Source organism: Marinobacter sp. C7 (assembly GCF_022343555.1).
Classification (GTDB): Bacteria; Pseudomonadota; Gammaproteobacteria; order Pseudomonadales; family Oleiphilaceae; genus Marinobacter.
Genome location: NZ_JAKQZH010000002.1, coordinates 287659 through 302866, shown reverse-complemented (window position 1 = coordinate 302866; position 15208 = coordinate 287659). Strand labels below are relative to the sequence as shown.

The window sequence follows — 15208 nt, the reverse complement described above, 5'->3', positions numbered from 1 at the left end:
GGCTCCTTCACGGAGCCTCTGTTATTTCAGCCGGGGAATTTTCATGCAGCAGAGTACAGACACCATTGCCGCGATTGCCACCGCGCCTGGCCAGGCCGGTGTCGGTATCGTTCGGGTCTCCGGTCCGAAGGCCCGGGCCATCGCCAACCGCATGCTCGGTTTTGAGCCGAAACCCCGGTACGCCCATTACGGGCCCTTTGTGGATAACTCTGGTCAGCTCATCGACGAGGGCATCGGGCTGTTTTTCCCCAACCCTCACTCCTTCACCGGCGAGGACGTGTTCGAGCTCCAGGGCCATGGTGGCACGGTGATCCTGGATCTGTTGCTCCGGGAAGTCTGCAGCCTCGGTGCCCGGCTGGCCCGACCGGGGGAATTTTCCGAGCGGGCCTTTCTCAATGACAAGCTCGACCTCGCCCAGGCCGAGGCCATTGCCGATCTGATCGAAAGCAGTTCGGAGCAGGCGGCACGCTGTGCCGTGCGCTCGATGCAAGGGGTTTTCTCCCGCCGGATCGACGAGCTCGTGGACGCGGTCACTCACTTACGGATCTACGTCGAGGCTGCCATCGACTTTCCCGAGGAGGAAATCGACTTCCTGGCCGATGGCAAGGTGGCCACCGACCTGAATGCGTTGATTGAACGGGTCCATACCATCCTGGCCGAGGCCCAGCAGGGCACCATTCTGCGGGACGGCATGAAAGTGGTGATTGGCGGACGCCCCAATGCCGGCAAGTCCTCCCTGCTCAATGCTCTGGCGGGTCGGGAAGCGGCCATTGTCACTGCCATCGAGGGCACCACCCGGGACGTGCTCCGGGAACATATCCACATCGACGGCATGCCGCTGCATATCATCGATACCGCTGGTCTGCGGGACAGTCCCGACGAAGTGGAACAGATCGGCATTGCCCGGGCCTGGGATGAGATCCGTCAGGCCGACCGGATCCTGCTGATGGTGGATGCCACCACCACCGACAAGACCGAGCCCCACGAAATCTGGCCGGACTTCATCGACCGGCTGCCCCCGAATGCCCCGGTGACCGTGATCCGGAACAAGGTGGATCTGTCGGGAGAGGCCGTTGGCATCACGGCCGAGCCCCACCAGGCAGCGCCCGTCATCCGGCTGGCGGCCAAATCCTCTGAAGGACTCGAAATTCTGCGGGACCATCTGAAACAGTGCATGGGCTTTGTGACCACCACCGAGGGGGGATTCCTGGCCCGGCGTCGGCATCTGGATGCCCTGGAACGCGCCCGGGACTCCCTGCTCCAGGGCCAGACCCAGCTCGAAGGCTATGGCGCCGGCGAACTGCTGGCTGAAGATCTGCGAGCGGCCCAGGATGCCCTCGGGGAAATCACCGGGCATCTGACCCCGGATGAACTTCTGGGCAAGATATTCAGCAGTTTCTGTATCGGAAAATAAGAGGACAAAGCCATGGAAACGTCACACGGCCGGGTAGCTGCGTTGATGACCGCGTTTCTGCTCGCCCTGGCACTGGGCGGCTGCAGCACGGTGTACTACAACGCCATGGAAAAACTCGGCTTCGAAAAGCGGGGTATTCTGGTGGACCGGGTGGAAGACGCCCGCGATGCCCAATCGGAAGCCCAGGAAACCTTCCGCTCGTCCCTGGCCCGGTTCCAGAGCGTGGTGGCCACGCCGGACACCGAACTCAAGGAGAAATACGAGGAGATCCGTGACGCATACGAGGACAGCGTCGATGCCGCTGACGCGGTGAGGGATCGTATTGACGGTGTCGAGGATGTGTCCGAAGCCCTCTTCGATGAATGGGAAGAGGAGCTGGATCTTTACGAAAGTGCCTCCCTGAGGCGCAGCAGCCAGCAGCAGCTGCGGGAAACCCGGAGTCAGTACCAACAACTGATCACCCGCATGCATCAGGCCGAAGATCAGATGGATCCGGTCCTGCAGGCCTTCGAGGACCAGGTGCTGTATCTCAAGCACAACCTCAACGCCCAGGCCATCGGGGCTCTGGAAACCGAACTTGGCCGGATCCGCAGTGATGTGGATAACCTGATTCGCAACATGGAAGCCTCGATTGCCGAATCCGAGGCGTTTATCCGGCGGTTCCGGGATCAGTGACCCGGCTCAACCGCTACTGACTGGAAGGGGAAGCCGCATCCGGGCTTCCCTTTTCTGCTTCCCGGCACGTACAAGCCTCTCGTTGATTCCGGTTACCCGAACGTACAGCTGAATTATTTATTGAGTGATCGCTCAATAATTACTAAAGTACTGGACAGGATAACAACAACAGCCATTGTTCAGGAGCAAAAGCGATGAATCCCAGGATCGATTATTACTTCACCTGCATTTCCCCGTTCACCTATCTCGGACACCGGGTGTTTCTGGAGACGGCCGGACAGGCTGGCGCAGAGGTCAATTTCAAGCCAGTGAAACTGGCAAAGGTGTTTGCCAACTCCGGCGCGAAACCCGTGCCTGAGCGCCCGGTTTGCCGTCAGGAATACCGCCTGCTAGAGATCGAACGATGGGCAAAGAAACGAGGTCTGGCCGTTAATCTCAAACCTGCACACTTCCCGACAGATCCCGGCTTGGCCGACCGTTGCGTTATTGCACTGCAACAGGCTGGCCGCCATCCCGGCGAATTTGTCCAGCGCGTTCTGGCCGCCTGTTGGGCCGAGGAGAAGGACATCGCGGATGAAGCGGTGATTCGTGACATTCTGAATACGCTCGAACTGGACGCCGATGGTGTCATTGAAGCGGCGCAGTCAACGGACATCGCTGACCTATATGACCGCAACAGCGACGAGGCGGTTGACCAGGGCGTTCTCGGTGCTCCGGCCTATGTGTTGAATGGCGAGCAGTTCTGGGGTCAGGACCGGATTGAGTTGTTGGCCGAGACTCTGGAAGCAAAGCCCGGAGAATAATGATGATCGATCTCTATTACTGGCCGACTCCCAATGGCCACAAGATCACCATTTTCCTCGAGGAGGCGGGCCTTGATTACCGGATCCACCCTGTGGATATCAGTGCCGGAGACCAGTTCAAGCCCGAGTTTCTTGCCTTCTCACCCAACAATCGCATGCCGGCGATCATCGACCGGGATCCCGGCGACGGTGATGATGAGCCGGTCACCGTGTTCGAGTCCGGCGCCATCCTTATCTATCTGGCAGAAAAGACCGGCTGCTTCCTCCCCGTCGACCTTCGGGGCAGGAAAACCGCACTGGAATGGCTGATGTGGCAGATGGGAGGTCTGGGACCGATGGCAGGGCAGGCCCATCACTTTGTGCAGTACGCCCCTGAACAGGTTCCGTACGCGATCAATCGTTACGTCAATGAAACCAACCGCCTGTACGGCGTACTCGATACCCGTCTGCATGGTCGGGACTGGGTTGCCGACAGTTATTCCATTGCCGATATCGCCATTTATCCCTGGATCGTGCCCCACGAGCGGCAACGGCAATCCCTCTCGGACTTTCCCAACCTTGAGCGGTGGTTCTATTCGATGCAAGCAAGGCCGGCGGTGATTGCTGCCTACGAGAAAGGCAAGCCCTGGTCCAGCCGTCCGGCGGTCACCGAGGAAGGAAAGAAACTGTTGTTTGGTCAAACGGCAGCGACGGACAGGAAAGGTTAGGGGAAGCCTTCCGGCTTCCCCCTCCCGTTGCAATCGCAGGGTCGTGTTACCCGGTTTTGCGCCAGTTGTCCTGACCAGCCGGTTTCAGGGCTTCAGTGCGGGTGCGGTTGCCGAGGAAGTCCGGCCGCGGCTTGTTGCCGCAGTAGGGCTGTTCCAGCTGGTTTTCCACACTGTTGTAGACAAAGAACAGGTTGCTCCGCGGCCAGGGTGACATGTTGGCGTTGGAGGCGTGCAGGGTGTTGCACTCGAAAATGATCAGCGAGCCGGCTGCGCCGGTGGGCGCCTTGATGCCGTACTCATCGGCCATCCGTTTCAGGTCCTGATCATTGGGTACCCCGAGCTCCTGTTTTTTCAGGGAGGACTGGTAGTTGTCCTCGGGGGTGCGGCCGACGCAGGGTACAAAGGTCTTGTGGGAGCCCGGGATCAGCATCAGCGGGCCGTTGAACGGGGTGTTGTCGGTCAGTGCGATCGAGAAGCTGACGGCGCGCATACGAGGCATGCCGTCCTCGGCGTGCCAGGTCTCGAAATCGGAGTGCCAGTCGAATCCCTTGCCGTGGAAGCCCGGCTTGAAGTTGATGCGGGATTGGTGGATGTAGGCATCGCTGCCCAGCAGTTGCCTTACCATGGCGAGAATTTTCGGATCCCGGGTCAGGCGGTCAAAGCGATCGGACAGCTCGTGAATGCCGAAGATCGAGCGAATCTCCTGCTTGCCCGGCTCGGTGATGGTGCCCTCGGAGCGCAGGATGCTGTCATCGTCCTCATAGGCACGCAGATCCTCACGGAATTTCTGGACGGTGGCCTGGTCGAGAAAGTTGTTGATGGCGAGGAACCCGTCGCGCTCGTATTGGGCCAGTTCGGTTTCACTCAGGGGACCGTTGGTGCGGTCGTCTCCGGTGCTGTGGATAACCGGGTCCCGGCGTTCAAAGCTCGGGGTGGGGCGTTCCAGGCGGGTTGGATAAAAGTCGTCAGTACGAGTCTCCATATTCGAACCTCCTTCTTTTATTCAATGTCTGAACAAATTTTTCCTTTCACCTCATAGAGTTAATGAATTCAGCACGGAAAGGCACCAAAGAGATGGGGGTGCCTGAGTCAATTTCAAGGGCAGAAAATCCCCCGGGGTTTGTACCCCGGGGGGACTCAATGTCAGTCGAGTGTTTCAGCCATGGCTTCCTCCCGGTAGGCGGCAACCGGGTTGTCCAGCGTGCCGACAAACTGAAGAGCACCGGCCGGGTCTGACAGGTCCACCATCTGCTGGTTATTGGCCAGCTGTAACCGGTTCAGGCAGGAACGGGCGAATTTGGGCGCGAACAGATCATGACGCCGGAACTTGTCCGCCAGGTCGGGATGCGCCGCCTGGTAATCATGGATGCATTCTGCGACCAGTCGCCAGAACTCGGACTCCGGGAAGTCGCCCTGGTCCTCGAGAATGGCTGACATGAACCGGAAGATACAGTCAAACAGGTCGGTGAAAATCGACAGCACCTTGAGATCTTCCGGTACTGCCACCTGTAAACGACGCACGTTAGCCGACAACTCCACGTCGGTATTCATGATGGCGGCCTCCTCGGCGATGTCTTTCATGATCGCGCGCACCGGTGCCCCGTTTTCCAGCACCAGAATGAGGTTTTCGCCATGGGGCATGAACACCAGATCGTGGGCATAGAAGCAGTGGAGGAGAGGGCAGAGGTAGCATTGCAGATAGCGGCTCACCCAGGATCGGGTGCTCAGTCCGGATCGGGCAATCAGGGCGGGTAACAGGGCATTGCCCTGGTTATCCACGTGCAACAGTGCCGCCATCGTCATCAGCTGCTGGCTTTCCTCGACGGTGGGCACAGGGCTTTCTCGCCACAACGCGGACAACATCTTGCGGTAGGGGCTGTGATTGTCGACCGAATGCTCAAAGTAGCGATTGGTGTAGCCGATACCGGCGACCTCCCGCAGGATGCTGAAACCGGTTCCGGCCAGGTAGGGATCCTGCCTCACCAGGTTGTGGATAAAATCGTTGATGGCCGGCGTGGTGCTCATGTAATACGGCGACAGCCCCCGCATGAAGCCCATATTGAGAATGGACAGGGCGGTCTTGACGTAATGCCGGTGTGGCTGGTCCCGGTTGAAAAAGGTGCGGATGGACTGCTGGGCCTGATAGCAATCGGCGCCGTGTCCCAGGTACACAAGGTGGCGGTTGGCCAGATCCGGAGCGAAAATATGACTCAGCTTGTTGGTCCACTGCCAGGGATGAACCGGGATAAACAGATAATCGGCCGGTTCCAGGCCCAGTTTCCGTAGCTGCGCATCAAAGGCCTCCACTTGCGCGGCTCCCAGCTGGCTGGCAATGAGGTCCCGATGACTCAGCCCGTCACTGGCCGCGAAACTGGTGTGGTCACGATGCGCCGCGAGCCAGATCAAGCGCACCGGAGCGCCGGCTTCCGGGCTGAAACGCCGATAGTCGTCGGCGCCGAAGCCGATGCGGCCGTTGTTAGCCACGAAGCAGGGATGACCCTCGGACATGGCAGCCTCGATCTGCTGGAAGCCGGCATCCACCAGCTCGTCAACAGTCCGTCCCGGCCGATGGTGTTTGAAGGCACTGCCGTACAGAGTGCTGCTGATTTCTTCCAGATAGGTCGGCAGCATGGCCTCGCCAATGCCCAGGGTCCGGCGGAACTCGATGATGAAATCCACTGCGTCTACCTGAGCCGGTTGTCCGTCTACCCGTTTGTTGATGGAAGCGGGGTCGATTTGCCAGTGGTCGAGGGCCAGCTTGCGGGCCTGGAAGTGGTACTCGATGTCGCGTTCGTCGGCGGACACCCGGTAGTGGTTCCATCCGTCAGTGCTGGACAGGCACTCGGGCTTGAGCAGCAGTTCGTGGGCGAATTCACTCAGGGCCTTGCGAACCAGCAGGGTATTGACGTGCTGCCACAGGGTTGGATTCAGGTGCTCGGTTGCTTGCTGTGGCGACCATTCGGATTCTGTGCTCATGGTTGAACTCTCGTTAAGGTGTGGGCGGAGGGCTTGTCGGAAACGGTCAGGGGTGCAGAACGCCAGGTGGGCGGTCTTGTCCGGCAGTTCGATGACCCGGTCGTAGACAAAGCCCGCATAACGGTTGAGGGTATGGATGCGGTCGTTACGGATATCCGGCTCCACCACGACCCGGCGGGCGTTCAGCTGCTCGAAAAGGAACGCCATGATCACCGTGAAAACGCCACGGGTGAAGCCGGCAATCCGCTGATCCGACGGCGCCACCAGGATGTGCATGCCGAGGTCACCGGTCTGCACCGGGTAGTGATCGGCGAGGGGGGAATGCTCCGGCAGGTAGGTCTCCATCAGAAATGAGGGTTGGCCCATGTGGTAGCCGATGAATGCGTCACCCTCGCCGGTTTCACGCAGTCGGGTATAAAACGTCGCCAGATCCGTCTCGCTCATGTCCTGCATGCCCCAATAGCGCGCATGGTCGGAACTGAGCCAGGCATGGATCCGGGGCAGGTCGGCAGGCAGCACCACCGGCCGGACCGTGAACTCGCCCAGGTCGGGATGCGGGTAGTTGAACAGGGGGGTGTCGATGGTCATGAATGACTCCTCACGGGTTCGGGGGATTGGGCGTGGGACCGCAACAGGGGTCTTACCAGGACCAGAAAGGCGATGGCGGTCAGAAGCAGCCCGGCGGCTCCGGCCACAAACGGGGTGGTCAGTTCGAATCGGGCGACCAGGGAACCGGCGACCAGTGAAGCCACCAGCACGCCAAACTGCTGGCAGAAATTGATCTTGCTGAAGTCGGCGGCGTATCGGATCGGAGTACTGAGGGCAAACAACAGCTGGTCGAGGCGCACGGTGGTCTGGAACAGGCCCCAGCCAAACAGGCAGCGCCCCAACAACACGTGGAGGGGCTGGTCTGACGCCTGGATCAGCAGTCCGGCAGCGGCAAGCAACAGGGCAGACGTGATTCCGGCTCCGGCAGTGGCGGTGGCGTTGCGCCGGAGATTGAGCCAAAGTGCTGCAATCGCGATGGCGGCGGGGATGGCAAATACCAGGCCGGATACGACCTCATTCGTGAGCGCTGACGCCGACTCCCAGTGGCGCACGAAAAATGGCCGGATCAGGTAGGCGCTGAAATAAAAACCGAACATGACCACGCCCAGGGGCAGCAGAAACCGGACCGTCCCCCCGGCTCCCGGAGTGGCGGCGGACGGGGTTTCCGCCACTTCCCGTCCCGCGTCTCCATTCACCGGCCGTCGCAGGAGATACAGACAGGTTGCGGTCTGCAGGAAGTCGCTCACCGACATCACCAGGAACACCTGTCGCGGTTCGAACCACTGCAGCACGGCCCCTCCGAGCACCGCGCCGACGATGCCGCCTAGATGGACCACTACCGAAAGCAGGCCGATGGTGCCGCCGTGCCTGTCCTGGCGTTCCTCCGCCATGATCATCGGGTAGATCAGCAGGTAGCTGGCCTTGAACACCAGCATACCCAGCGAAACCAGCCAGAACACCGCCAGGGTGTCGGTCCAGTAACACAGGATGCTGAGCAGTCCGGCGACAACCTGGGTGCAGACCAGGAGCCGCAACACACCGGTGTGTTGCACCAACCGGGCCCAGAGTGGCAACGCCAGGATCACGGCAAAGCAGCAGGCGCTGAGATAGAGGCCAATATGGTTGGCGTCGGTGACGCCGAACACCGTGGCAAAGAAGTGGGGATAGAACGGCAGCAGCATCGAATCGGCGACCACCGCGGAGATGGTCATGCCGATCAGCCAGAACTTCAGGCTTCGATGGGTCATATCAACACAGCTCCGCCTGCAGCCGGGGAGCGGCCTCGGGCACACCGAATTCCTGGAAGGCAATCCTGCGTTCGATGGGGTAAGGCTCTCGGCCGGTCAGTTCCCGAAGGATCCAGGCGTTCCGATAGCAGGCCATTCCGAGGTCCGGTGTCACAAAGCCGTGGGTGTGCAATTCGGCGTTCTGGACAAAGATTTCGCCACCGTTTTTGTCAATGCTGTAGTTGCGTTTCACGTCGAAACGGTCCTGGTCATCCCACCCGATCCGCTCACGGATGCCCTCCAGAAATGCTGGCGGCTGGTACCGGTAGCCGGTAGCCAGGACCAGGCCGTGACAGTGGTGGTTAAACGAGCGGTTCTGTTCGGTGTGGTGGAACGACAACCGGAACCCGCCAACGGACGCGTCCTGCCGGGCATCGGTGAGCCGGCAATTGGTCATCAGGCGGGCGTCCAGGTCGGTCTGCAGGCGTTTGGTATAGAGCAGGTCGTGGATGTCGTTGATCAGGTCGGTATTGATGCCCTTGTAGAGGTGTTTCTGTTGGCTCACCAGGCGATCCCGGGTCTCCGGGGGCAGACTGTGGAAATAGTCCACGTATTCCGGTGAGGTCATCTCCAGGGTCAGTTTGCTGTACTCAAGCGGGAAGAAGCGGGGCGAGCGGGTGATCCAGTTCAGGCGGTAACCAAAGTGGTCGATGTCCTTCAGCAGGTCGTGAAAGATCTCTGCTGCGCTCTGGCCGCTGCCAAGGACGGTGATCGCCGGCTGGGCCTGCAGTTCCGACTTGCGTTGAAGGTATTCCGAGGAATGCAGGGCCGGTCCTTTCAGCTGTTTGCAGCAGGCCGGCAGGTAGGGTCGGGGACCGGTACCGAGCACCAGTTTGCGGGCGCGGAATATCCGGTATTCACCGGTGCGGGTACAACGGGTGCTCAGGCGGTAACAGCGATCTTCATCCTCGTACTCGACCTGTTCCACCCGGGTGTTGAAGCGGACATTGCCCAAACGCCCGGCTACCCATTGGCAGTACTGGTTGTACTCCCGCCGCTGGAGGAAGAAATTCTCCCGGATGTAGAACGAGTAGATTCGCCCCCGGGCCTTGATGTAATTGAGAAAGCTGTAGGGGCTGGTGGGGTCTGCCAGCGTTACCAGGTCAGACAGGAACGGCGTCTGCAGGTGTGTGCCCTCCAGCATCATGCCCGGGTGCCAGTCGAAGCCGGGGTTTTCGTCGAGCACCAGACCCTTGAGGTCAGTCACCGGTTCGGCCAGGGCGGCCAGACTCAGGTTGAAGGGGCCGAGGCCAATAGCGATGAAATCGTAGCAGTCAGTCACAGATCAGCTCCTCATTTTCAGGTTCCCTTGCGGGGGTGGTCGGGGTGGGTCTCTGTCCCCGGTACTCAGAGCCGTGCCGCTTGATTAGACGAAGAATGGCTTGCAGGTCCCGGATCCGGGTTTCGGGATTGAGCAGGGTGAATTTCAGATACTGCCGGCCTCGTACCTCGGTGGCTGCGATCATCGCCTCGCCGGACGCCATGATCGCTTGCCGGATGTGGCGGTTGACGTCGTCCAGTTGATCCCCGGAAAGTCTTCGGTCGGGGTGGAAGCGAAACACCAGCGTACTGAGCTGAGGCTGATGGATTACCTCGATTGCGTCGTCGGAGAGCAGGAGCAGGTAGGTCTTGCGGGCGAGGTGTATTACGTTGTCGAAAGCCTCGCCGAGGCTGTCGGGACCCAGGGTGCGCAGAGTTATCCACAGCTTGAGGGCATCGAACCGGCGCGTGGTCTGGAGACTTTTGTCCACAAGGTTGGGGGTTCCCTGCTCCCGGGCACTGAGTGGGTTGAGATATTCAGCGTGCCAGGTGACACAGGACAGGGTCCGTCTGTCCCGAACCAGCAGGGCACTGCATGCCACCGGCTGGAGGAACGACTTGTGGTAATCCACGGTCACCGAATCCGCGTGCTCTATTCCCTGTAACAGATGGCGGTGCCGGAGGGAGGTGAGCAACCCGCAGCCGTAGGCGGCGTCCACATGCAGCCAAAGGTTCCGGGCCTTACAAAGGCTGGCAATGGCCGGCAGAGGATCGATGCTGCCGAAATCCGTGGTGCCGGCAGTAGCAACGACCGCCATGGGAATTTCACCCCGGTCAACACAGTCGGTCAGGAGTGTGTCCAGGGCATCGGGGTCCATTCGGAAGTAACCGTCACAGGGCACCGGTACCACCGCCTCGTAGCCCAGTCCGAGCAGGGCGGCTGCTTTCTGGATACTGAAATGACTCACTTCGGAGCAGAATACCCTCAGCTTGTGGGCGTCGGGGTGTAAACCGCGCTCCCGGGTGCTGTGCTGCCACAGCCGCTGGCAGGTGTTGTCCCGGGCCAGCAGCATGGCCATCAGATTGGATTGGGTGCCGCCGCTGGTGAAGACACCATCGGCCTCCGGTCCCAGACCGATCCGGCCGGCAGTCCAGTCGATCAGACTCTGCTCGATCAGGGTGGCACCGGCGCTCTGGTCCCAGGTATCCACGGAGGTATTGAGGGACGCCTGGATGAGTTCGGCAAGGATCGCAGGGACGGTCACCGGGCAGTTAAGGTGAGCCGCGTATCGAGGGTGATGGAAGTAAACGGCATGGTCCAGATACAGCCCCCTGAGCTCATTGAGGCTTTGTCGCAGGTCCCCTAATGGTTGATCGAGGCACACGTTCTGGAAACTCTGGCTCAGTTTTTCCGGGCTGATACCGGAAAATGGCTTGTGGACCGAGTGCATTTGCTGCTCGATCAGCTGTAGCACCTCCTGCAGGCCGTTTTTGTAGCCGGCAAGATTGTCGTGATGGAAAAGCGGTGGGGTACGGTTGGCGAGGGTGGTGTGTGGTGGCACACCGGGAGACTTCTCCGGGGCAAAGCTCTCGACGGGTTCCTGGTTCATCGACTGTATCCTTATTGATAACATCAGTTACAAATCGGGATACAAACGATAATGATTTTTATTTAAATTTGATATGTGTCAAGTTACGACATATAAAACCGGCTTAGGGGAGGAACCGGGTCCAGATGGACCCGGTGTTGCGGTGGGGCTGACGGGACCTCAGTCCAGAAACGCCATATGATCGGAATCCATCTGCATCAGGCTCCGGGTCGGGCTGAGCATGCTGGTTGCGTGAGTCTGGGCCCGGGGCAGCAGGCGTTCAAAGTAGAATTCCGTGGTCGCCAGCTTGGCCTTGTAGAATTCCCCGGATTCCTCGCCCCCGTTATCCAGTTTATCCACAGCCACGGCCGCCTGGCGCAACCACATGTAGGCCATGGTCACGTAGCCGCTGTACATCAGGAAATCGTTGGCAGCGGAACTCACCACATCCCGATCCTTCCGGGCGGCGAGCATGACTCGCACGGTCAGCAGGTTCCACTGGGCGGTCAGTTTGAGCAGCTCGACGGCATAGGGCCGCAGGCGCTTGTCGGTGAGGTGTTTGCGGGCAAAATTGGCGACCTTCAGGGTGAATTCCCGAACCGCGCCGCCCTGGGTCATCAGCAGCACTTTCCGGCCCAGCAGGTCCAGGGCCTGGATACCGGTGGTGCCCTCGTACAGGGTGGCAATGCGGGTATCCCGGACGATCTGTTCCATGCCGTGTTCGCGGATATAGCCATGGCCGCCGAACACCTGCATGCCCAGGTTGGTGCACTCATAGCCCAGTTCGGTCAGGAAGCCTTTGAGAATCGGGGTGAGGAAGCCCAGCTTATCGTCGTAGGCCTCGGCTTTCCTGTCGTCCCCCCGGGTATGAGCTTCCACCATATGGTCGGCCAACCGGGCGGCGTAGTAGAGCATGGCCCGTCCACCCTCGGCGACCGCTTTCTGCGTCAGGAGCATGCGCCGGACATCGGCGTGGTGGATGATGGCGTCGGCCACCTGCTCCGGCTCCTTCTTGCCCGACAATGCCCGCATGGACCGGCGCTCTTTCGCATAGTCCAGAGCCCACTGGTAGGACAGTTCGGCGGGGCCCACACCCTGGATGGCGGTCCCGATACGGGCGGTGTTCATGAAAGTGAACATACACTCCAGCCCCTGGTTTTCCGGGCCGATCAGGTACCCGGTGGCACCGTCGAAGTTCATGACGCACGTCGCCGAGGCCTTGATGCCCATTTTCTTTTCCAGGCTGCCGCAGCTGACGCCATTGCGCTCGCCGACACCGCCGCTGGCATCCGGCAGGAACTTGGGCACGATGAACAGGCTGATGCCCCGGGTTCCCTTGGGGGCATCCGGCAGACGGGCGAGGACAATGTGGACGATGTTCTCGGTCAGGTCGTGTTCACCGGAGGAAATGAAGATCTTGGTGCCGGTGATCCGGTAGCTGCCGTCGCCCTGGGGCTCCGCTTTGGTCTTGACCTGGCCCAGGTCGGTTCCGCACTGGGGCTCGGTCAGGCACATGGTGCCGCCCCAACGGCCTTCGGTCAGGGGTACCAGATAGGTCTGTTTCTGGGTCTCGCTGCCATGCAGGTAAATGGTATTCATCGCGCCCAGGGACAGGCCCGGGTACATGGAAAACGACCAGTTGGCAGTGCCCATCATCTCCTGTTTGAGCAGACCCATGGAGGCCGGCAGTCCCTGGCCGCCGTATTCTTCGGGGGCGGAAAGGCCCTGCCAGCCTCCCATCATGTACTGGTTGTAGGCTTCCTTGTAACCGGCGGGCGTGGTCACTTCGCCGTTTTCCAGCTTGCAGCCTTCCTCATCGCCGGACTGGTACAGCGGACTGAGGACTTCTTCGCAGAACTTGCCGCATTCGGCCAGGATGGCATCGACGATGTCCGGCGTGGCGTTCTCGCCACTGGCCAGGGAGGCGTAGTGTCTCGGGTAATCGAACACTTCATTGAGCAGGAATTTCATATCGCGCAGGGGCGCCTTGTAGACCGGCATAACGAAACCTCTGTACCTGTAATGGATTCGGGGGAGGGCGATCGGCCTCCGATGAACCCTGTTTTACGGCATTCCCGCAGAGCTGCCATTGACGAAAAGCGCCGGACGGTGTGTCACCAAAGACAATTGGCTGAAATGACGGTCGGCTTTCCGACAGGCACAGACGACTCTGATCGAACCTCAGCCCGGACTCGTATATTCCCCGGCATATTCGGGAGTTTCAGCCACGCGGGAGTGTAAAAGTCATGCAAAAGCCTCAAATTGCGCCCGGGGACAGTAGCCGTGCAGCGCTGCTGTGGTTATGTTTAAGTCTGGTGCTGCTGGCCGGCTGTGCCTCCCCGTCACTGGAGGATTACGCGGACCGGTCGCCGAAACTGGTTCCGGAGCAGTTTTTCAGCGGCGAACTTTCGGCTCGGGGTGTGGTCAAGAATTTCGCGGGCGAAGTGATTCGAACCTTTGATGCCGATATCTCCGCCTCCTGGGACGCCGACGGCGTCGGCACCCTGGACGAGGTGTTCCGGTTTGACGACGGCGAGGTCCAGACCCGGGTCTGGACCCTGGAGCCATCGCCGGAGGGCTATCGCGCCGACGCCGGAGATGTGGTGGAGCCGGGCACCATGCGCTGGCAGGGCAATGCCATCCATATGAATTACGTGCTTCGGGTTGCCTATGGCGACGGTACCATCGACGTTCGTATGGATGACTGGATGTATCTGATTACCCCGGACACCCTTATCAACCAGACCACCATGAGCAAGTGGGGAATCGGAGTCGGGGAGATCGTGTTGGTCATCCAGAAAAAGTAACCGGGCCGGCATACCGGATCATCAAACTGAAGGCAGTCATACCATCATGTGGAAACAATGGGTCATCGCGCTGGTTCTCGTTGCCGTTGCAGTCGGTGGGGCATGGATCTACCGGTCCTACGACAGCGATGCGGAACAGCAGGCCGGTAATGAGCGTCCCGCCAGCCCCGTGAACACCGTGCGCCCGGAGCGGGATACGGTCAGGGATGTGGTCAAGGCCGTGGGTAACCTCCAGGCACTGAATGCCGTGGAACTGACCACCGAGGTCAGTGGCCGGGTGATCGAGATCAATCTGGCAGCCGGCCAGAAGGTTGCCACCGGCGCTCTGCTTCTGCGCCTCGATGACCGCCAGGCCCGCGCCGACCTGGCCGAGATCGAAGCCCGGCTGGCGGATGCCCGGCGGCAACTGGAGCGGGCAAGTCGTCTGCGTTCCAACAACAGCATTTCCCAGTCCCAGGTGGACGAATTGAGGACCGCCGTCGACGTGGCCCTGGCCCAGCGCCAGGCGGCCCGGGTGCGGCTGGACAATCATCGCATCACGGCGCCGTTTTCCGGGGTCGTGGGGCTCAGTGATATCAGTATCGGCGCTTATGTCAGCGCGGGGACGGCGATCACCACGCTCGATACCACCGAGCAGATGGAGCTCAGTTTCAGTATTCCCGAGCGCTTCCTGGGACAGGTGACCGAGGGGCAGGAGGTCCGGGGCATATCCCCGGCCTACCCGGGAGAGCCGTTCCGGGGTGAACTGGTGGAATTGGGGACTCGCATCAACGAGCTGAGCCGGAGCCTGCCGGTTCGCGCTGTCATTGACAACGCCGAGGGACGACTGAGGCCGGGCCAGTTCATGTCCGCGACCCTGACGCTGCAGCAGCGCGAGGCCCTGGTTATTCCCGAACAGGCGGTGATGATCCGGGGTGATGAGAAATATGTCTTTGTCGCCGAGGATGGCTCAGCCAGACGGGTATCGGTGCAGCTGGGTTCCAGGATGCCGGGCAAGGTGGAAGTGGTCAGCGGTGTGCAGCCGGAGGATGAGGTGATCGTAACCGGTCAGGATCGGCTGAGCTCCGGTGACCGCATCCGGATCCTGGACGGGGAGAACGTGATCCCCGAAAACCGTTTTGTCAGCTCCCTGGAGTCATAGG

General features: G+C 60.4%; 12 protein-coding genes. 6 read left to right on the top strand and 6 right to left on the bottom strand.

What is annotated here, in order from left to right:
- Window positions 1–43: 43 nt before the first annotated feature.
- From mnmE to MD273_RS11305, 4 genes are all read left to right on the top strand, one after another.
- The gene (gene mnmE / locus MD273_RS11320; protein WP_239037904.1) at window positions 44–1414 is read left to right on the top strand and encodes a tRNA uridine-5-carboxymethylaminomethyl(34) synthesis GTPase MnmE; all 1371 of its coding nucleotides are present in this window, start codon (window positions 44–46) and stop codon (window positions 1412–1414) included.
- Window positions 1415–1426: 12 nt separating this feature from the next.
- Window positions 1427–2089, top strand: coding sequence for a DUF2959 domain-containing protein (locus MD273_RS11315; protein WP_239037903.1), 663 nt, complete (start codon window positions 1427–1429; stop codon window positions 2087–2089).
- A gap of 194 nt (window positions 2090–2283) precedes the next feature.
- Window positions 2284–2892 carry a 2-hydroxychromene-2-carboxylate isomerase gene (locus MD273_RS11310; protein WP_239037902.1) on the top strand — a complete coding sequence of 203 codons (609 nt, stop codon included), beginning with the start codon at window positions 2284–2286 and terminating at the stop codon, window positions 2890–2892.
- Between the two features lie 2 nt (window positions 2893–2894).
- Window positions 2895–3599 (top strand): glutathione S-transferase N-terminal domain-containing protein, encoded by a 705-nt coding sequence (locus MD273_RS11305; protein ID WP_239037901.1) that lies wholly within the window; start codon window positions 2895–2897, stop codon window positions 3597–3599.
- A gap of 46 nt (window positions 3600–3645) precedes the next feature.
- On the opposite strand, the gene thpD is transcribed toward MD273_RS11305, so the two are convergent.
- The 6 genes from thpD to MD273_RS11270 all read right to left on the bottom strand — a co-directional run bounded on the left by thpD (window position 3646) and on the right by MD273_RS11270 (window position 13260).
- Complete coding sequence (gene thpD / locus MD273_RS11300; protein ID WP_239037900.1) at window positions 3646–4581, bottom strand: ectoine hydroxylase; 936 nt, start codon at window positions 4579–4581, stop codon at window positions 3646–3648.
- A gap of 161 nt (window positions 4582–4742) precedes the next feature.
- Complete coding sequence (locus MD273_RS11295) at window positions 4743–7163, bottom strand: GNAT family N-acetyltransferase (protein ID WP_285229152.1); 2421 nt, start codon at window positions 7161–7163, stop codon at window positions 4743–4745.
- On the bottom strand, window positions 7160–8371 hold the full coding sequence (locus tag MD273_RS11285; protein WP_239037899.1) for an MFS transporter: 1212 nt from the start codon (window positions 8369–8371) through the stop codon (window positions 7160–7162). Before MD273_RS11285 ends, MD273_RS11295 begins: the two co-directional genes overlap by 4 nt.
- A 1-nt stretch (window position 8372) precedes the next feature.
- Window positions 8373–9692, bottom strand: a complete 1320-nt coding sequence (locus MD273_RS11280; RefSeq protein WP_239037898.1) for a lysine N(6)-hydroxylase/L-ornithine N(5)-oxygenase family protein — start codon at window positions 9690–9692, stop codon at window positions 8373–8375.
- Window positions 9685–11280 carry a pyridoxal phosphate-dependent decarboxylase family protein gene (locus MD273_RS11275; RefSeq protein WP_239037897.1) on the bottom strand — a complete coding sequence of 532 codons (1596 nt, stop codon included), beginning with the start codon at window positions 11278–11280 and terminating at the stop codon, window positions 9685–9687. Before MD273_RS11275 ends, MD273_RS11280 begins: the two co-directional genes overlap by 8 nt.
- A 159-nt stretch (window positions 11281–11439) precedes the next feature.
- Window positions 11440–13260 (bottom strand): acyl-CoA dehydrogenase C-terminal domain-containing protein, encoded by a 1821-nt coding sequence (locus tag MD273_RS11270; RefSeq protein WP_239037896.1) that lies wholly within the window; start codon window positions 13258–13260, stop codon window positions 11440–11442.
- Window positions 13261–13505: 245 nt separating this feature from the next.
- Here MD273_RS11270 and MD273_RS11265 point away from each other — a divergent pair, with 245 nt between their 5' ends.
- Together MD273_RS11265 and MD273_RS11260 are read left to right on the top strand one after the other, a co-directional pair.
- A complete protein-coding gene (locus MD273_RS11265; RefSeq protein ID WP_239037895.1) occupies window positions 13506–14066 on the top strand; it encodes a DUF3833 domain-containing protein in 561 nt (186 codons plus the stop codon).
- 46 nt (window positions 14067–14112) lie between these two features.
- A complete protein-coding gene (locus MD273_RS11260; protein WP_239037894.1) occupies window positions 14113–15207 on the top strand; it encodes an efflux RND transporter periplasmic adaptor subunit in 1095 nt (364 codons plus the stop codon).
- Window position 15208 lies beyond the last annotated feature (1 nt).